The organism is Anaerobacillus arseniciselenatis (genome assembly GCF_001865995.1).
GTDB classification, from domain to species: Bacteria; Bacillota; Bacilli; order Bacillales; family Anaerobacillaceae; genus Anaerobacillus; species Anaerobacillus arseniciselenatis.
Window position 1 is genome coordinate 436979 of sequence record NZ_MLQQ01000001.1, and the last position, 19447, is coordinate 456425.

The window sequence follows — 19447 nt, forward strand, 5'->3', positions numbered from 1 at the left end:
AGCAACTGGAAGACCTACACGTAGCGGTCAGATCTTAGACCGCTACGTGTAGGTCTGAAGTAGCCGAGCCGTTGGCACCTGTAACTAGACAAAGAAAAGTGAAGGCGCATTTTTGCCTTATTTCATATTATTTTTAATGAATCGCTCCACTCGAGTTAAAGCTTCTTGAATTTGATCTAATGAAGTAGCATATGAAAGTCGTACATTATCTGGTGCGCCAAACCCTGACCCAGGTACTAATGCAACTTTTTCTACTTCTAATAAATTTGATACCCAGTCATCAACATTATCAAAGCCATTTAAAGCAACTGCTTCTTTAACGTTAGGGAATAAGTAAAATGCTCCCTCTGGCTTTACACAAGTAATTCCTGGAATTTGGATTAATTGATCATAAACCACATTTAAACGATGTTCAAATTCCGTCTTCATCTGCTCAACAAAGTCGCTTTCTACATCATACGCCGCTATCGTCCCGTATTGGGCGATAGATGTAGGGTTTGATGTACTATGACTTGCCAAGTCGGTCATCGGCTTAATAATTTCACTTCTTCCTGCAGCATAGCCAATTCGCCACCCTGTCATTGAATGTGATTTCGATACACCGTTAATTATCACTGTTTGTTTTTTTACCTGCTCTGAAACTTGAGCAACAGAAATATGTTTAGACGAACCATAAATTAATTTTTCGTAAATTTCATCTGATACGATTAAAATGTCATGCTTCACACAAACTTCGCCAATCTCTTTTAACTCCTCTTCTGTATAAAGTGAACCTGTAGGGTTACTTGGAGAATTTAAAATAAATGCTTTCGTCTGATTGGTGATTGCTTGTTCAAGCTGCTGCTTTGTGATTTTGAAAGAATTTTCTTCTTTTCCTTCAATATACACCGGTGTTCCTTCGGCTAACTTTACTTGCTCCGGATAACTTACCCAATAAGGTGTAGGAATAATGACTTCATCATTAGGATTTAAAATCGCTTGAAATAGCAAATACAAAGCATGTTTTGCACCACTGGCGACCATTACTTCATTTTGAGCATACGTTAATTGTTGATCTTCTTTAAATTTATTAATAATACTTTCTTTTAAGGCAGGTAAACCACCTGAAGGAGTATATTTTGTATGTCCTTCTTGCATTGATTTGACTGCAGCTTCAATAATGTAATCTGGCGTATTAAAATCTGGCTCTCCAGCTCCTAGCCCGATAACATCATGGCCTTCTGCCTTCAACGCTTTAGCCTTCGCAGTAATTGCTAAAGTTGATGATGGTGTTAATGTTGAAACTCGATTAGCTAATTTCATTTTCTTCCTCCCCATATTAGTTACTCTTATTTCTTAATAAAATTGATATATACGATCGAATGTAATTGCACCGAAAGTATATAAACATCTTAAAACATACTATAAAGGTGTTCGTGTTTGCTTTCAAGCATTTTTCAGATAATTAGTATAACTTTCACACTTTTAAGTGGTAATGTTTTAAATAAGAACCGTCTTTAAAGCTAATAAAGTAGTAAGAATATCGCCCTTGTTGGTCTTTATAAATGATTTCATACAGGGGGATCAAATTTTCCATCCCTAATTTAATACTTATTATTTCTTTTGGGTTTAGTTCACTATTAGTAAAATCGACAACATCCTGAAAAGATAGCCCTTCATCTTGATGCTTTTTAATGTATGTATCAAAACTCTCTGGTACCCAAATAATGATGTCATCTTTTTCGTTATTAATTCCTTTAAAAATGTAAAAGGCTTCATTTCCGTGATAAAAGTCAACAGCATCAATGGCTTCCATTGTTGTATTTTCTTTCACGAAAGACTGAGCTATATTTATTTTTTCAGTTAAAGGTTCATTAATTGTTTTAAAAAAGTTAATCCCTTGCCAAACGAAAGTAACAACGATTAAAAATGAACACAACATAATTATTTTCTTCATATAGACTTTCTTCTTCCTTCATATTTAAATTTTACTAAACATACACCAGCCTTCTAAGGAGATAATAAAAGTACCGCTCAACAAAGGAGGCATGGGCGTGAAGCAACTATCTCTTAAAGAAGTGAATTCACAACTAAGTACATGTGAATGGTTTCAATTGGAAAAAGAGAGTTATGCTTTATCATCACCGTATCGCCCTGAAGTTGAGAACACTTTGCATTACTGCTTTAGGCAAACTTCTTTTCCACATTCACTTATAAGAACGTATCAAAACAACTAAAATCAAGCAACTTCAGGTAGTAAGTAAAAATACTACTCCAACCTACACCTACTTTATTTTTGAGGTTAACTCAAAAAAACTGGTTCTAACAAACGTTTACTTGAAAATAAGAGTCAAAGGAAACGCTCGCCTTTACATTACGTTAACATTCAGTCAACTTACTGTAAAGTGTGAACCAATTTTGAGATAACCTCTTTTTTTAGTTTATTTTAATGAATTTCTTAATTCATGATTCTCGCCACTAAGATCAATATATAGTTGCGTCAAAACCATTCGCAAACTAAATATTGCATGATGTGGCTCATTTTTGGAAATTATGAAATTCACTCATTTAAATATGTGATTTGCTAAACCGAAAGAATTTTCCTCCTCGTGAGGTCGAACTGTTAATATTTCATAATCATCATTGTGACACTTTATCGAAACAGTACCCAGTCGATTTGTTTGATAAATATCTATCCACGTCTCTTGAAGACGTTCTAACACGATCTCACTTACTGGCATACCACTCCTTTTAAATAAAATGGCTACTTGTGGATCTACTTCATCGAGAAATGGCTGTGTTGTCCCTTTTTCACTTCCAAAATCAGCAACTTTTAATATAGTCGATTTCAAGGCATATGAGTTAATAAGCTCTTTCTCAACTTCAAAGTCAGCAATCCCCATATAAAGTAACGTTTGCTTACCATAAGAAAATAAAATGACAAGCGCTCCTTGTTGGGATACATCACGCTCTTCAACGTAAATAACTTCTGTTTTTAAAAAAGGAATAAGCTCATTTTTATCACCTTTTTTCCACCCAATTACATTTTTATCATATAAATGATGAATAGAAACCATTTGCTCTTTTATTATTTCTGGGACGATAATCGTTTCAACGCCAAAATTGTTAATAATCCATTGTAAGTTCCCAGTATACTCCCCTGTTGCATTCGTAATAATGACAGTATCTATAAATTCAACATGATACATTTTTAGGCGCTCCTCAAGCTCTTCCTGAGACTCAAGACTTCCTGTACCTATAAGAATATTTTGGCCTTTCCCAGATTGTATTAAGGTTGCCTCTCCGTTTGGTAAATCAAAAAAAGTGTAGGCTAAATCTTGCTCCTCTAAATTTAAGTCCACCTCAACTATTTCTTTATCAGCCAGTACTGTAGCTGGAGTTAAAGCAATTAGTATTAATAAAATTATGGCTACGATTTTTTGCACATTGATCACTCCGAAACCGTCTTTTCATTAAATCTTTTACATTATAACCAATTTTTCAACTCATATAATAACTTATGTAAAGGTTTTTCATGAACTGGAACTTCAGGTAAAGATTGAATAAAAGATTTTCCATAGCGGGTACCTGTAATACGGCGATCAAAAACAAATACTACGCCACGATCATTCGTAGAACGAATTAGACGTCCAAATCCTTGCTTAAAACGAATGATTGCTTGTGGTAATGAAAGGTCCATAAATGGACTTTTACCAATTTCTTTTAATTTTTCGCTCTTTGCTTGAAATACTGGGTTATCAGGTGGTGAGAAGGGTAAACGGACAATTACTAAACAACTCAAGTCTTCCCCTGGGATGTCAACTCCTTCCCAAAATGAACTTGTCCCAAACAGAATCGCTTGATCAAATTGCTTAAAATTTTTCGTTAGTTTCGCACGGCTTCCGCTAGTAATACCTTGTCCGATAAGAATAAACTCTTCATTCGTAATAAAGTCCTTTAATTCGTAAAAAGCCTTGCGAAGCATATCGTATGATGTAAATAACACTAACATTCGCCCACGAGTTATTCTCGCAATATCTAAAATACTTATAACAATCTCATAAATATACTCTTTTTCATCCACGTCTTTAATATTTGGAATTGTTGTTGGTATCATAAGTTGAACTTGCTCTTCATAATTAAACGGTGATTCGATCATTTTCGTAGTCACACCAAAATCTCCGAGACCTAAACGCTTAACAATATAATTAAACGAATTTTTGACGGTTAGTGTCGCCGATGTCAGCACTATACTTGACTTTTTACTAAAAAAAGTTTCCGCAAGAATGTCAGCAACTTCAATAGGCTTACAGTAAAGGAAGGTTGCATTTCTTGCCCCTTTAGCATCAACCTCGATCCAGTAAACGTAATTGGGATCATATTGTAAAAGCAACTCTTCTAGCTTACCCTTCTCTTCCGATAAACTTGCATGGACACTTTTAAATTGTGTAATCACTCCCGTTTGCAAAAAAGTTAACTCGTCTTCAATAAGTGAAAATTCATCGGAAATCTTTTTCATTAATTTAAGAACTTCGTTTGAAAACATTTGCACTCGATAAACAACTTCCTGAATCCCTCGCCATCCTTCTCCACCCATTTCATTCGGGAAATAACGAAAGCTTTTTCGACCTACTTCGTTTTTCGCGACTGACATTTTATTTACGACAACTGCGTATAATTGCCTGTAACAATCGTCGATTTCAAATTTAAGGTCATTGAGTAGATCGTCTAGGGATTCGAAAGAAGTATGTAAATTTAAACCTAGCTCTTCATGTACAGAAAAAAGCTTATGTAATAAGTCATTTGTATGTATTGTACCTATTCTTGAAAAAAGTTGCGAAAACGAAAAGTAATCAGATTTAATTCCTAAAAAATCACTTGCGACTTCTTCCATGTGATGGGCTTCATCTACGATCACTTGTTTGTAACTTGGGATCAATTGATGGTCTTGCGTCATATCGGTAAAAAGAAGGGCATGGTTAGTAATAATCAAATCTGCTCCGTACGCTCGATTCCTCGCTTGATGATAGAAGCATCTCGAAAACCACGAACAATGTTTACCAATACAAGTCGTTGCATCACTTTGAACTTCATTCCAAAAAACTTTTCCACCACTAGGTAAATTTATTTGTTCTACATCTCCATCCTCCGTTTCTGTTAACCAAACTAAAATTTGTGCTTTGGAGAGCACGATGTCATAGTTATCATCAAAGTGGTCCAAAAGTTTTTGTTCGAATTTTCTTAAGCATAAATAATGGCTACGTCCTTTAAGCACTGCGGTTCGAAACGAAAAAGGAACGGTTTCTTTTAATATTTTCATATCCCGTTCTAGTAGCTGTTGTTGCAACTGTACAGTATGAGTACTAATTACTAACGATGTTTCATATTTTTTCGCATAATATAGACCTGGGAGTAAGTAAGCTAGCGATTTTCCTGTACCTGTACCAGCCTCGACGAGTAAGTGCTGATTCGTTGAAAGGGCATCGTCTATATAACCCATCATTTCTTTTTGACCTTCGCGTATTTTAAAGCGGTCGAATTTTTTCAATAACCTCGTCTCAATTTCATTGATTTCGTCTTGAAAATTTTCTATTTCAGCATAAGGTTCATGTTCAATTTTCAGTTCTTGTTTTTTTAAAACTAATTGACGAAATTCTTCTAATTGGCCATCATTTTTCAATATTGCGCTAGTTAACTTATCGTTAATAAACGTTTCAATGATCACCTCTAAGGCACTATCAAACTTTTTGATCATCGGTTTTAGTTGCTGTAACGTTAATAGAGGAAGTTTTTTTAATTTTTTTATTAAAAATAATAAAAGTTCTGCTGTTACTTCCGAATCACTATCTGCCTGATGAGGCCGGTCGTGTTCAAAATTCAACTGCTCTGCTAAATGATATAACTTATAACTTTCTGCAGTTGGTAATAATAATCTAGATAGCTCAACTGTGTCGATCGTCGGTCCAAAAAAATGATCGTATCCACTCATCTCTAATTCATTTTGAATAAACGATAAGTCAAAAGGTACATTATGTGCAACAAAATAAGCACCATTTAAATATTCCATGACTTTAGGGGCTATACTACTAAACGTTGGCGCATCTGTTACCATTTCATTTGTAATCCCCGTAAACTGCTGGATAAAAGCTGGGATTTCTTGTTCTGGATTAATGAAGCTAGAAAACTGTTCTATAATCTCCCCGTTCTCCACAACGACTAAACCAATTTGAATGATTCGATCTCCTTTTTTCGCAACATTACCTGTCGTTTCAATGTCTATAACTACAAATTTATCGTTCACTAGCCTCACCTCCCTCTATTTGATATTCTCTAAATCAGCAATACTTTTAAGTTTTTTCTTAAGGTTTCTTTAAAAGGTTGTTGCTATTAGCTTTTTGAGTCGGAGGGTGGGCCAAAACAAGTGTCAGACACCGTTTCACACCTACATATAGACATACATTAAAGCCTTTTTGTCTATATAAAGTGGTTTACGGGTGGTGTCAGACACTTTTGGTCCACCCTCTTCACGTCCAATCCATGGATTTTTGTTACGACTTCATGATTTTGTCGATTAACGGATGTTTAATTTTATGTTGTTGGCACTTTTTTTGCCATTCATTAAATCTTACTTCTTCTTCCCACTTTGATAACAGCCATAAATAAGATATCCAAATATTTTCTTCCTGCGTATAAGTTTCAAGTAATTTTTCAAACATTGGTACTGCTATATCTTTTTGTTCAAGTAGCCCATAATTCCATGCTATGCCGTGGTGTACCCAGGACTCTTGAAACCCTAAGGCTTCTAACCTTTTATAACAATGGATAGCAGCAGAGTAATAGCCACATTTTTCAAACTCGTAGGCGATAGTAATTAATAAATCTTTATACTCTAAAATTTGTAAGGCGGTGTACCAAGCTTCAAAAGCTTGCGTTTCATCTCCTATTTTTAAATAACAATGTCCTAAAAAATAAAGTGCTTCGCCATCTTCGGGATTAGATGTAACTGTTTTTTTTAGGTACGGAATTGCTAGGTCAAATTTATTTAACATAACAAATGCCATTCCTATATTATAAGGCACGTCGATGTTATTATAAAGAGTATCCGCTTTTTCAAAATAATGAATGGCTTCTTCGTATTTATGAAAACGACCGTATAAACAACCTAGACCTACATAAGCAAAGTGTTTTTCTAAAGAGTTTAGACTTGTTTGAAGCACGAATAAAAAAGTTTCTTTCCCTTCATCAAATTTGCCTTCATATAAATAAGAAAAACCTAAATATAAATATAAAACAAGTTCATATTCACGTTCCTTAGAAATCTCAGTTTTTAAGCTATTAATCGCCTTATCAAAAAGTTCAAAATTAAAATACTTTAATCCCTCGATTTTATTAGGATCTAATATTTCTTTTTGTATAGGCTGTTCTGTTGCTTTCATTTCTTTTATATCATCTAATTTATCTTCCATTTCCATCCATGTCTCTAAAAGTGCACCACATTCTTTTGCCAATTCTTCATATAAATTTTCATTGAATTGACTGTTTTTTTGTACCATTTTTTTTAGTTTTGAATAACGACTATGCCAATTATGGACCCATTTTTCCATTATAAATCCCCCTAACATTTAAACAAATAGCTGATTTCTCTATGCTAAGTGTTTTACATTAGGGGGATTTATATTCGATATTAACGAACTGTTGAAGCTGGTTCAGTACCGAACATTTCTACGATTTGATTATTTTCATTCATAATTGCCACTTTCGGCTCATGAGTTTTCGCTTGCTCCTCGCTAACGAGTGCGTAAGAAATAATAATAACGACATCACCTTTTTGAACGAGTCTAGCTGCTGCACCGTTTAAACATACAACACCACTACCTCTTTGTCCTGGGATAATATAAGTTTCAAGTCTTGCTCCGTTATTGTTATTAACGATTTGTACTTTTTCATTCGGTAGCATATCAACTGCATCTAACAAATCTTCATCGATCGTAACACTGCCAACATAATTAAGATTTGCTTCAGTCACACGAGCTTGGTGAAGCTTGCCCTTCATCATATGTCTAAACATTATCATTTCCTCCATATTTCCAATTAGTTTTCTTTGTGTGAATTTCATTAAACGGTAATTATGACATTATCTATAAGACGTGCTTGTGCAAATTTCAAAGCAATGGCAATGATTATTTCACCTTTTATTTCATTCGTTTCCTCTAGACTTGGATAACTTAAAATTTCGACGTAATCAAGCGTACCAATTGTTTTTGTAGATAAAAACTCTACCATTTCTTCTTTTAGCTGAGCTAAATTTCTTTCTCCGTTTTCAATCTTTTCAACGGTCTGCTTTAGACAGCGATATATTTCTGGAGCTTGTTGTCTTTCAATTTCTGTTAAATAAACATTTCGAGAGCTTCGCGCTAACCCATCTTCTTCTCTTAACGTTTTGCATCTCATTAATTGTACAGGTACATTAAAGTCAGCAATTAAATTTTCAATGACTGCTACTTGTTGAGCATCTTTCATTCCGAAGTACGCCCTAGTCGGTTGAACAATATTGAATAATTTAAGAACAACAGTAGCAACTCCATCAAAATGGCCTTGCCGCGTTCTGCCGCACAATGTATTGACACCTTTTTTTACTTGTACTGTACAAGTAAGTTCTGATCGATACATTTCTTCAATATCTGGGTAAAAAATCACATCAACATTCGCTGCTTTGGCTAACTTTTCATCTCTTTGTAAATTTCTTGGATAACGTTCAAAATCTTCGTTAGGTCCAAATTGTAACGGATTAACAAAAATGCTCATTACGATGAAGTCATCATGCTTTCTGGCTTCCTCTACTAAACTAATATGTCCCTCATGTAAGTAACCCATCGTCGGAACAAAGCCTACGGAACTGCCTTGTTTTTTTGCCGCATTAATCACTGTATTTAATTGTGTAATTGTACGAACGATTTCCATCTTCACCCTCCATATAAGCGATCAAGTTCGTCATCTTTCATAGTGAACGTATGTTTAACTTCAGGGAACTCAGTCCTTTTTACATCGTTTACATAATTAGTTACAGCATCTTTTATATTTAATGATACATTCGTATACTGTTTAACAAACTTTGGTACATGTTTACTTCCATACCCAACTACATCGTGAAATACTAATACTTGTCCGTCTGTATCCAAACCCGCCCCAATTCCAATCACAGGGATCGTTAGCTCTTCACTAATTAGCTTAGCAAGCTGTTTTGGAACACATTCTAGAACAAGCATGCTTGCACCGGCCAATTCAACTTGCTTTGAATCATCGACTAGCTTTCTCGCAGTATCAGCGTCTTTTCCTTGAACTTTATAACCACCTAAAACTCCAACTGATTGAGGAGTAAGACCTAAGTGAGCAACTACGGGTACACCCGCTTGTGTTAACTTTTCAATTTTTTCTATAACTGCACCGTTACCTTCTAGCTTAACTGCATGGGCTCCAGCCTCTTGCATGATCCGCCTAGCATTACTCATCGTATCTTCTATCGATGAATGATAAGTTAAAAAAGGCATATCGGTAATAATAAATGTATCTTTTGCGCCTCGCTTCACAGCTCTCGTATGCAAAATCATATCATCAAGCGTTACAGAAACGGTTGAATCATAACCTAAAACAACCATTCCTAAAGAGTCTCCTACTAAAATGACATCGACCCCAGCTTCTTCTACCAATTTGGCTGATGGAGCATCGTAAGCCGTCATCATTGCAATTTTTTCCTTGTTTTTTTTCATTTCTTTAAAGGTTGCTGTTGTTTTCATTCATTTTCCTCCTTTTTTTCTCAGAGGAGACGAAATGAAACTACCCCTACTTATTTTCAGAAAAGCAACAAAAAAACTTCTCTCGAAAAAGGAGAGAAGGATTTATTAAAGCACAAGAAAATAAGAGTTTCTGTATGTGCAACTTCGTTTAGTTTCATTATCCCTCTGTCCTAGTCCAAATGGATCAAGGCAGACTATAGTTTTTTTTAACGCTTTCGACAAAAACTTTTAGTGGTGCAGTTCCAAAAGATACTGCCCAATTTTTTTGTCAATCAAATTATAACAAACTTTTACGAATTTGTGACATTAAAATTCAATATCGGCTGAATAAATTTTATGTATTTCTCCAGTTTCATCCTTTAACAGTAAAACACCATCATCAGTGATGCCACAAGCAAAGCCGTGAAGCGTTTTTGTCGTCGTTCTCGCTGTAATCTCCCTACCGACTGTTATCGCGTGGTCTTCCCACATTTTTTTAATTGGCAAAAAACCTTCCTCTAAAAATAACTCATAAAGTTCTTCAAAATGTTCTAATATACGTTTAATCACCGTTGCACGATTAATTTCTTCTTCTTTTTCTATCTTGAGGGACGTAGCAATTTCTTTTATTTCTTCAGGAAAATCCGTTTCATTAACATTGATCCCAGTACCAATAATGACAGAGTGAATTTGATCTGGATCAGCTTGCATTTCAGTTAAAATTCCTACTAATTTTTTCCCGTTTAACAATATGTCATTTGGCCATTTGATGTCACATTGAATACCTGTTGCAGCTTTAACTCCTCTGATCACAGCTACTGCTGTTAGTAAAGTTAATTGTGGCGCTTGTTGAGGTGGTATTTTAGGTTTTAAAATCATACTCATCCAAATTCCCGTACCTATTGGAGAAAACCATTCTCTGCCTAACCTTCCTTTTCCCGCCACTTGTTCATCAGCAACAACGATCGTTCCTTCAGGAGCACCTTCACGAGAAATTCGGTGGGCAATTTCTTGAGTAGAATTGACAGACTTATCATAGTGAACGTTCATTCCTAAATACCTGGTCGCGAGTCCTGCCTTTATTTCACTTTCTGTTAATACATTAGGCTGATGAATGATCCGATAACCTTTACGGGGAGCAGCTTCTAACTTATAACCTGCTTTGCGAAGTTCTTCGATATGCTTCCATACTGCAGTCCTTGAACAACCTAAATGATTACTAATCGCTTCACCTGAAACAAAGTGACCTTGGTGATCGATGAGCATTTGTAAAAGTTTACTACGCATTTACATACCCCTCTTTCCTTAACCAACGAATAATCGCTTTTTTATTATTTTCCACGTGCCTAGATAAAACGGCTTTTTCTACGATAGAAATTAATTGACCGACTCGCTCTCTACTTTCAGCATCCTTTAGTAAACAGATGATATCTTTTCCGTTAATAGCTAAATCCTTCTTGTTTTTTATAGATAGACGTTCATAGTCACGCATTATCTCTTCTATATTAGGATGTGCCTCATTTTTCAAAACAGCTCGAACTCTTTCAGCTTTTTTTGCTTTTTCTATACCTAAAAAGTACAAATCTTCTTCTGAAAAACACCTAGTTAAAAGTATTGGTAAACGAGAGGTTATCATCTTTACATCATCAATCACTTTTTTAGGTTGTTTCCAGGTTCTTAAAAAAGTTTCACAGTTGTTAACCTTAGCATAATAAAGCAACAAACTCCATACTTCGGTCATATCAGTTAAAGCAGGTATCGCTTTAAGTATTTTTTCTTCCATTAAACAATGATTTATTTCGTTGAACTCCGAAATTTCGTTAATAAGCTTAGATTTCATTAATAGCTGTAACGATTTTTCACAATTAACACCTAAACAAAGCTTTCCAAACTCAGCGGCAATGCGTTCAATTGCCACCTTTGCAATATTTTGTTTTTTATTCGTGATTGCCAAAAAAGTTTTTTCCTCGACCGTAAACCCTAGTTGGCTTACAAACCGAAAGGCGCGTAACATTCGTAAAGGATCCTCTTTAAACCGCTCAGTAGGATTAACTACACCACGAATTAGTTTTCGCTTTAAGTCGTCTTGACCAAAATAAGGATCGACCATTTTTCCATTATTCTGTAATGCAATTGCATTGATTGTAAAATCCCGTAATTTTAAATCCTCGCTTAAAGTAGGCGCACGATAGCTCGTCACTTCATATGTTTCACCCATAAAGCATACAATGACTGTTCCATGTTTTAGGGCAACATCAATCGTTTTAGGAAAAATCGCTTTAATATCTCTAGGATGAGCAGATGTAGTAATATCGATATCGTAAACTTCCTTACTTAGTAAGTGGTCCCGGACAGCTCCACCAACAATGTATGCCTCAAAACCTTTATTTTCAAGCTTGTCAATTAAGATATTTGCGGTTTGAAAAAGATTACTTGCCATCGCCCATCCTACTCTCTAAATTTTACATTCTTTCATTGTCATGTAAGGTTGTAAAATAAATATCTTCATATTGCGAAATGATCGTGTCTTTGCTAAAAAACTCGTTTGCTCTTTTTAATGATTCAATTGCCATTTTTTTATGTAACTCTTCATCTGTTAATAGTTCAACAGCACGAGCTGAAATTGCTTCAATATCACCTATATCACAAAGGAAGCCTGTTTTTTCATCGACAATAACTTCGGGAATTCCACCAGCATTTGTACCGATCACTGGCACCTCACATGCCATCGCTTCTAACAGTACTAAACCGAAACTTTCCTTTTCTGATAGGAGCATCATTAAATCACTAATAGATAAAAAGTGAGCAACGTGTTTTTGATTGCCTAAAAACAAGACTTTATTTTCTAACTGTAACTCTTTTACTAGTCGACAAACCGTTGAGTATTCAGGACCATCTCCAATCAGTAATAACTTTGCATCTACATTCTTTGAAATTTCCGCAAAGCTATAAATAACATCAGGAACTCGTTTCACTTGACGAAAGTTAGATACGTGAATAATAACTTTTTGATGATCACCAATCTTATATTCCTGTCTCAATGACCTGCAATCTTTCTTGTAATAGTGGCGCTGATCAATAAAGTTATAAACAGGGATAATTTTCTTTTCAGTATGTAATAGTCTTTCAGTTTGCTCAATTAAATTGTTTGACACTGCCGTTACCGCATCAGACTTTTCAATTCCAAAACGGATCATTTCACTTAATGATTGATCATAGCCTAACACAGTAATATCGGTGCCATGAAGTGTGGTGACAATTTTTAAATCATGATCTACCATTTGCTTTGCTAAAATTGCGCAAATGGCATGTGGAATTGCGTAATGAACGTGAAGAATATCAAGCTTTTCACGCTTTGCAACTTCTGCCATTTTATTTGCTAATGACAAATCATATGGTGGATACTGAAAAACAGAATATTGGTTCACTTCTACTTCGTGATAAAAAATATTTGAATAAACCTTCTCTAAGCGAAATGGTACACCGGTCGTAATAAAATGAACCTCGTGTCCTCGTTCAGCTAAAAGTTTCCCTAATTCAGTAGCAATAACCCCAGATCCACCTACCGTTGGATAACAAGTAATTCCTATTTTTAATTTCATTTGTTCTCCCTTACTAGTTGCTGAAATAATAATGGAGTATCACTCATAAAGCCTTCTCCATATTCAATATTCACTTCTTTTCCGAATAGTCTCTCTCTTGCTAGCACTGTTTCGATATAACCATTTGTCAATGGTGTTTCTACACTATTCGGTTGCTGTATAAATTGACTTTCATAAGCTTTTAAAGCTTGTACCTTTACGTCAATATCTCGAGAAATATCTACGATAAAGCTCGGTTTATGAAACCCATTAATCATATAAAAGTAAAGATCATCGACTTTGTGAGCCGGTAAGTTTTTTTCATCTTCAAAATTTTTAATCCGTGCTGAAAAGACCGATTCTTTAATTAATTTTGCACAGTTTCCGTGATCTGGATGACGATCTTCAAAATAAGGAGCAAAAACAACTCGAGGACGAAGTTTACGTATGATCGAAACTGTTTTCTTAATATACTCATCAGTAATATAAATACCTCGATCCGGAATATTAAGTTGAATCCTTTTTTCTACACCTAAAATTTCTTGAGCGTTCTTTGCTTCTTTTTGTCTTCGTTCTACAGTTCCATTCGAAGACAGTTCTGCTTTTGTTAAATCACAAATAGCAACCTTATATCCTTGACGATTATATTTAGCAATTGTACCGCCCATGCCGATTTCAACATCGTCAGCATGGGCGCCAAAAGCTAAAAGATCGATACTATTGTGATCAGACATCTTTCTCTACCTTCGGATTGACAATTTTCCTCCATTGGAAATCTCCTCTTCCAAGACCTTTAACTAAAATTTCACCTGTAGCCATATTGGTCGCAAGCGGTATACCATATACGTCACAAAGGCGAATTAATGCAGTTATATCAGGTTCATGTGGTTGAGATGCTAGCGGGTCTCTGAAGAATAACACTAAATCCATTTCGTTGTTCGCAACAAGAGCTCCAATTTGTTGGTCACCACCTAAAGGACCAGATTTAAAACGTTCAATTTGTAAACTTGTTGCTTCCATAACTCTTGTCCCCGTAGTTCCTGTGCTATAAAGTTCATGCTCTTTTAAAATTGATTCATAGGCAATAGCAAATTGAACCATTTCAGGCTTTTTCTTATCGTGGGCAATTAATGCAATCTTCATTATGAAACCCTCCCCTTTATTCAATAATATTTTCTAGTCCATAAACTAACAAATCAAGTTTCATCACTGTCTCAACTGCTAAGCGGATCCCTGGCATAAAAGATGTACGATCAATAGAATCGTGACGGATAGTTAATGTTTGTCCAATGCCTCCGAAAAGAACTTCTTGATGAGCTACAAGACCTGGTAGGCGAACACTGTGGATACGCATTCCATCAAATTCTGCTCCCTTCGCTCCTTGCAGTTCTTCCTTCTCCTCTGGGTTTCCTTGTTGTTTCGGCTCTCGCACTTCAGAAATCATTTGTGCAGTTTTCACCGCTGTTCCACTCGGAGCGTCCATCTTTTTATCATGATGCATTTCGATAATCTCAACATCAGGTAAATAGCGAGCCGCCATTTGTGAAAACTTCATCATTAAAATTGCACCAATTGCAAAGTTTGGCGCAATGATCGCTCCTAAATTTTTCTCTTCTGCGATTCGAGACAGTTCTTCAACATCTTTTTCATTAAAGCCTGTTGTACCAACAACTGGTCGTACCCCATGCTCAAAAGCAATCTCCATATGTTTGCGACCGACTAACGGATTCGTTAAATCAATTAAGACGTCAACATCTTGTTCAGTGAATGCACGGTGTAAATCATTATACATTTTTACGTCTACACTCGGCATTCCTTCGATTTCAGAAAGCAATTTGCCGTCATTCTCTCTATCAATTGCTGCAACTAGCTGGAAATGAGGAGTTGATGTAACCATCCTTACTGCTTCTTGGCCCATTTTCCCAGCTGCTCCTGTGATTGCTACTTTAATTGTTTGTGTCATTTCTTCTTACTCCTTTATTCTTCTATTTTAGTCCAGCGATCTTTATCTCGTGTGTTAAACTTCTCCATGACAAGATCAAAGGCTTCTTCTAAATTAATGTTTAAAGAATTTGCAAAACAGATGAGAACAAAAAATAAATCTCCAAGTTCTTGTTCCATCGTCTTTTCTTCTTCCGTCGATTTCTTCGGTTTTTCCCCATAATAATGATTTACTTCGCGAGATAACTCACCAAGTTCTTCGGTCATTCTCGCAAGCATTGCTAAAGGGCTAAAATACCCTTCTTTAAATTGACTTATGTACTCATCAACTTCAGCTTGAACTTCTTTTATACTTTTACTATTTTCATTCACAACTTATATCACCTCAACACTTATAATACATGTTAGCTAAATGTTCATGATTTGACAAATATTTTATTTGAAGTTTTGGGTTTTGAGTGTTGAGTTTTGAATTATTTTTCTAGTATTGCTGCGAAGCTATGCCCACATTAACTCAACACTCTTCACTCAAAACTCAAAACTATTATACCCTTGATTTATTTATTGTAAAATTTTCGTTATAATATAGAACGTTAATAAATTTGAGGAAGTCGCTGTTTATATAATTAAAAAGCATATGGCAACACCCTTTTAGAAAAGAGCGTAATAACCATAATAATTATTATAGGGGACTAGATGATGAACACTCCAATTAAATTTAAAAATGTTATTTACATACTGATCGGTACTGCAATTATGTCGTTTGGGCTTGTTTATTTTAATATGGAAAACAACTTAGCTGACGGCGGGTTTACAGGGATTACATTAATATTATTTTTTATCTTTAATATTGACCCTGCATATTCAAATTTAGTACTTAATATCCCACTATTTTTTCTAGGATGGAAAATTCTTGGTCGTAATTCTTTTATCTATACTTTAATCGGAACAGTTGGACTGTCTGTTTTCTTATTTATTTTTCAAAGGTATAGATTTATTTCAATGCCATTACATGATGATATGACACTTGTCGCTTTATTTGCCGGAGTTTTTATCGGGGTAGGTCTCGGGATTGTATTTCGTTTCGGTGGAACAACTGGTGGCGTTGATATTATCGCTCGTCTTGGGTATAAATATTTAGGTTGGAGTATGGGGAAAACGATGTTTATGTTTGATGCGGTCGTTATTACATCTTCACTCGTGTATTTAAATTACCGAGAAGCAATGTATACGTTAGTAGCTGTTTTCATTAGCGCAAAAGTACTTGATTTTATGCAGCAAGGCGCATATTCTGGAAAAGCCGCATTTATCATTTCCGAAAAATCAGAAGAAATCTCTGCAGCTATATTAAAACAAATGGATCGGGGCGTTACCGTTTTAAACGGGAAAGGTAGTTTTTCCCGCCTTAATAAAGAAATACTTTATTGTGTCGTTGGTCGTAACGAACTCGTCCGTCTTAAAACAATCATTGAAAAAATTGACCCACATGCTTTTGTTACCGTAAACGATGTTCAAGACGTCATCGGTGAAGGCTTTACATTAGATGAGTATAAACGGCCGATTGATCATTGAGTAGAGTTTTGAGTTTTGAGTTTTGAATGTTGAGTTGGTGTAGGCTAAGCTTTGTAGATTTTTGTTTCTTTCGCTTGGGTTACTTTTTTCATATGAAGAGTAGTAAATAAGCTGAAGGTTGTTGCCAAAAGCTGTTCATAACGTAAAAAAAAGAGAGTGGACTCATTGTGAAAATGAATCTTCTCTCTTTTTGTTTGTTTTAGTCTCGATTCATTGCAACGTACATAAGAATGAAACGTGTTAACTCCATTACTGCAACTACTGCGGCAGCAACGTATGTTAATGCAGCAGCATCTAATACTTTTTTCGTTTCACGTTCTTCGTTATTACGAATAACTCCAACCGAAACAATTTGCTGCATAGCACGACTACTTGCGTTAAACTCTACTGGCAATGTTACTAGTTGGAAAAGAACAGCCGCTGCCATAAAAATGATCCCTAACAACATTAGGTTCATTGCTCCCATTAACATACCAGCGATAATTATAAAAATCGCACCATTTGATCCGAAATTAGCAACAGGAACTAACGCATGACGGAAACGTAAGAAAGCGTAATCTTCAGCATCCTGCATTGCGTGTCCGACTTCGTGTGCGGCAACTGCAGCACCAGCAACAGAATGTCCGTAATAGTTTTCTTCAGATAAGCGAACGGCTTTAGCTCGTGGATCATAATGGTCCGTTAACTTACCTTTCACCGGTTCAACTGAAACATTGTAAAGGCCATTATCATCTAAAATCTTACGAGCAACTTGCGCTCCTGTCATGCCAGATGATGCCGGAACTTGTGAATATTTGCTATATGCACTTTTCACCTTCATTTGTGCCCATAACGGAATCAGAATAAGGATCGCAAAATAAACTAATAATGCACCTAAAGACATCGATATTAACCTCCGTATTATTTTTTTCTAAGCAGTTTCTTTTAATTTCAATTCTAGTCAAAGATTTAATCTCTGTCAATTCATATCTATTTATACGAATCAAAGTATTTATTTAATGAATTTCATCATTTAATATTTTCGACATTAGTATCTATACAACTGCAGTTAAGGTATTGATGAAATTCACGCTATTGTTTCATTTTCACTTTATTTTTTTCGGCTCTGTATTTCTTATACCCTGCATAAAACAATGCTAATAACGTTGTTCCGCCAATTGATAGAATTACCCACCATAATGAAGGATCGGCTTGATCTTCTTCAAAGCCTTTGTATAATTTTTTGAAATCATCTTCCATAATTTTCAAATGTTTCGATTTTTCCTCATCAGTGACAATTGTATTACGGTACCTTTCAACATATCTCACGTGAGAATCGATTCTTTGAAATTGGTGTGGTAATAAATCAACCATAATTGCAGGCCGAATCATTGAATAGCGTTGTAAAAATCCGTTTAAATGATGCTGAAAAGAATTATTGTTTTCGCTTGAAATTGCCTCTCGCATTTTCGCAAAGTAATTCATCACTTGTGTTTCTGTATTTTTCCAAAGTGGATGATGATGATTGACGAGAGCATCAATGACGAGACGAAATTCAGAAACTTCTAAAACTCTTTGTTCATGACTTGCACTCGTACTAGTCACCGCCCCCATTGCTTTTTCATATGAAGTTGTAATGAGTCGCAATTGAGTCATTGTCAAATTTTGATCGTCATAGCGGATGGCTAAAAACTGCTTCGAAAAAAAATCAAGTAATTGTTTTGCCTCACTATATTTTTCTTCTTTCACTAGTTGTAATACTTTGTCTGCAGTTTGATTTAAATTTCTCCATTCTTTTTCATCTAAAGTCTTTTCCGCTTGGACACTATTTGAAAAAACAAGAAAAAATAAACATATTAAAACGAACATTTTCTTGTGCATGCCTGTCCCTCCTCTTCTTCTAATTAAATCCTATGAAAAGGTGGACAAGAGTAGACCTACTTTTTTTACAAGTGAAGTTTCAATCGGTCTTTTCTTACTGCAAAATAATAAACTAGAGCAATCGAAGCAATACTTAACCAAAATGTAAAGTAACCGATATGTGGTATGTAATCAGTTAAACTTCTTGAAACCCAAGGGTGCATAAAAAAAACATAGTCGATGACATCATTATGTAGTGTCCAAATCGAGACAACGACTAAATGCCACATTTTTATTCGGAAGTATGGTGCAAACAAAAGTGCTTGAACTGCCATTCCTAGATGCGAACCAATTAACATATAATTTTGCCACGTCAAAGTAGCTCCAGCTGCCCCAGCCGCCAGGTTCATTACGACTGCCCAAACCCCATATTTAATTAGCGTAACGGCTGCAAAAGCTTCCATAAGCGGCCAATTCTTTTTAAATAAAAACATGATTAATACAAACACAAAAAACAAACTTGCTGTTGGACTATCTGGGACAAAAATATAAAAATGCGCGGGAGTAATCGCTAGTTGATCTTTGTACCACCAATACCCATATATTGTCCCAAAAATATTAACTAATAATAACATAAAAATAAACTTGCGTTGACCTAACAAAGAAATGATCATTTTTAACATTTTATTCTCCTACTCTTTAAGCAATCTCTGTAATTATCCTTAATAGTTTATCACTATTACTATTTAAAAAAAAGCTGAC

Annotated in this window: 20 protein-coding genes; 2 read left to right on the forward strand and 18 right to left on the reverse strand. The window is 35.3% G+C overall.

Annotated elements, in window-relative coordinates; translation table 11 throughout:
• Nucleotides 1-117: 117 nt before the first annotated feature.
• Both BKP35_RS02140 and BKP35_RS02145 read right to left on the reverse strand, forming a co-directional pair.
• Nucleotides 118-1302 (reverse strand): pyridoxal phosphate-dependent aminotransferase, encoded by a 1185-nt coding sequence (locus tag BKP35_RS02140; protein ID WP_071311738.1) that lies wholly within the window; start codon nt 1300-1302, stop codon nt 118-120.
• A 154-nt stretch (nt 1303-1456) separates the two neighbouring features.
• Nucleotides 1457-1936, reverse strand: coding sequence for a cell wall elongation regulator TseB-like domain-containing protein (locus BKP35_RS02145; RefSeq protein ID WP_071311739.1), 480 nt, complete (start codon nt 1934-1936; stop codon nt 1457-1459).
• A gap of 97 nt (nt 1937-2033) precedes the next feature.
• Between BKP35_RS02145 and BKP35_RS02150 the strand changes: the two genes are divergently transcribed.
• Nucleotides 2034-2216 (forward strand): hypothetical protein, encoded by a 183-nt coding sequence (locus BKP35_RS02150; RefSeq protein ID WP_071311740.1) that lies wholly within the window; start codon nt 2034-2036, stop codon nt 2214-2216.
• 327 nt (nt 2217-2543) lie between these two features.
• Here the strand turns inward: BKP35_RS02150 and BKP35_RS02155 are convergent, their stop codons facing one another.
• The 13 genes from BKP35_RS02155 to BKP35_RS02215 form a co-directional block, all read right to left on the reverse strand.
• Entirely contained in the window at nt 2544-3425 is an 882-nt protein-coding gene (locus BKP35_RS02155; protein WP_071311741.1) for a ComEC/Rec2 family competence protein, read from the reverse strand.
• Nucleotides 3426-3466: 41 nt separating this feature from the next.
• The gene (dinG, locus tag BKP35_RS02160; protein WP_071311742.1) at nt 3467-6280 is read right to left on the reverse strand and encodes an ATP-dependent DNA helicase DinG; all 2814 of its coding nucleotides are present in this window, start codon (nt 6278-6280) and stop codon (nt 3467-3469) included.
• Between the two features lie 247 nt (nt 6281-6527).
• Nucleotides 6528-7583 (reverse strand): tetratricopeptide repeat protein, encoded by a 1056-nt coding sequence (locus tag BKP35_RS02165; protein ID WP_071311743.1) that lies wholly within the window; start codon nt 7581-7583, stop codon nt 6528-6530.
• A gap of 80 nt (nt 7584-7663) precedes the next feature.
• A complete protein-coding gene (gene panD, locus BKP35_RS02170; RefSeq protein WP_071311744.1) occupies nt 7664-8047 on the reverse strand; it encodes an aspartate 1-decarboxylase in 384 nt (127 codons plus the stop codon).
• A gap of 47 nt (nt 8048-8094) precedes the next feature.
• Nucleotides 8095-8940: a pantoate--beta-alanine ligase gene (panC, locus tag BKP35_RS02175; protein WP_071311745.1), complete on the reverse strand. Its 846-nt coding sequence runs from the start codon at nt 8938-8940 to the stop codon at nt 8095-8097.
• A gap of 2 nt (nt 8941-8942) precedes the next feature.
• Nucleotides 8943-9773, reverse strand: a complete 831-nt coding sequence (gene panB, locus BKP35_RS02180) for a 3-methyl-2-oxobutanoate hydroxymethyltransferase (RefSeq protein ID WP_071311746.1) — start codon at nt 9771-9773, stop codon at nt 8943-8945.
• 306 nt (nt 9774-10079) lie between these two features.
• Nucleotides 10080-11039, reverse strand: a complete 960-nt coding sequence (locus tag BKP35_RS02185) for a biotin--[acetyl-CoA-carboxylase] ligase (protein ID WP_071311747.1) — start codon at nt 11037-11039, stop codon at nt 10080-10082.
• Nucleotides 11032-12192 carry a CCA tRNA nucleotidyltransferase gene (locus BKP35_RS02190; RefSeq protein ID WP_071311748.1) on the reverse strand — a complete coding sequence of 387 codons (1161 nt, stop codon included), beginning with the start codon at nt 12190-12192 and terminating at the stop codon, nt 11032-11034. Before BKP35_RS02190 ends, BKP35_RS02185 begins: the two co-directional genes overlap by 8 nt.
• A 22-nt stretch (nt 12193-12214) precedes the next feature.
• Nucleotides 12215-13354, reverse strand: coding sequence for an N-acetyl-alpha-D-glucosaminyl L-malate synthase BshA (gene bshA, locus BKP35_RS02195; RefSeq protein WP_071311749.1), 1140 nt, complete (start codon nt 13352-13354; stop codon nt 12215-12217).
• A complete protein-coding gene (gene bshB1, locus BKP35_RS02200) occupies nt 13351-14067 on the reverse strand; it encodes a bacillithiol biosynthesis deacetylase BshB1 (RefSeq protein WP_071311750.1) in 717 nt (238 codons plus the stop codon). Before bshB1 ends, bshA begins: the two co-directional genes overlap by 4 nt.
• Entirely contained in the window at nt 14060-14476 is a 417-nt protein-coding gene (gene mgsA / locus BKP35_RS02205) for a methylglyoxal synthase (RefSeq protein ID WP_071311751.1), read from the reverse strand. The genes bshB1 and mgsA overlap by 8 nt, the downstream gene beginning before the upstream one ends.
• 16 nt (nt 14477-14492) lie before the next feature.
• Entirely contained in the window at nt 14493-15296 is an 804-nt protein-coding gene (dapB, locus tag BKP35_RS02210; protein ID WP_071311752.1) for a 4-hydroxy-tetrahydrodipicolinate reductase, read from the reverse strand.
• Between the two features lie 14 nt (nt 15297-15310).
• Nucleotides 15311-15646 carry a nucleotide pyrophosphohydrolase gene (locus tag BKP35_RS02215; protein ID WP_071311753.1) on the reverse strand — a complete coding sequence of 112 codons (336 nt, stop codon included), beginning with the start codon at nt 15644-15646 and terminating at the stop codon, nt 15311-15313.
• Between the two features lie 327 nt (nt 15647-15973).
• Between BKP35_RS02215 and BKP35_RS02220 the strand changes: the two genes are divergently transcribed.
• Nucleotides 15974-16846 carry a YitT family protein gene (locus BKP35_RS02220; protein WP_071311754.1) on the forward strand — a complete coding sequence of 291 codons (873 nt, stop codon included), beginning with the start codon at nt 15974-15976 and terminating at the stop codon, nt 16844-16846.
• Nucleotides 16847-17045: 199 nt separating this feature from the next.
• Here BKP35_RS02220 and BKP35_RS02225 read toward each other — a convergent pair whose 3' ends face one another.
• The 3 genes from BKP35_RS02225 to lhaT form a co-directional block, all read right to left on the reverse strand.
• A complete protein-coding gene (locus BKP35_RS02225; RefSeq protein WP_071311755.1) occupies nt 17046-17729 on the reverse strand; it encodes a zinc metallopeptidase in 684 nt (227 codons plus the stop codon).
• Between the two features lie 188 nt (nt 17730-17917).
• Nucleotides 17918-18706, reverse strand: a complete 789-nt coding sequence (ypjB, locus tag BKP35_RS02230; RefSeq protein ID WP_084031411.1) for a sporulation protein YpjB — start codon at nt 18704-18706, stop codon at nt 17918-17920.
• 65 nt (nt 18707-18771) lie between these two features.
• On the reverse strand, nt 18772-19368 hold the full coding sequence (gene lhaT, locus BKP35_RS02235) for a lipoprotein heptaprenylglyceryl N-acetyltransferase LhaT (protein ID WP_071311756.1): 597 nt from the start codon (nt 19366-19368) through the stop codon (nt 18772-18774).
• Nucleotides 19369-19447 lie beyond the last annotated feature (79 nt).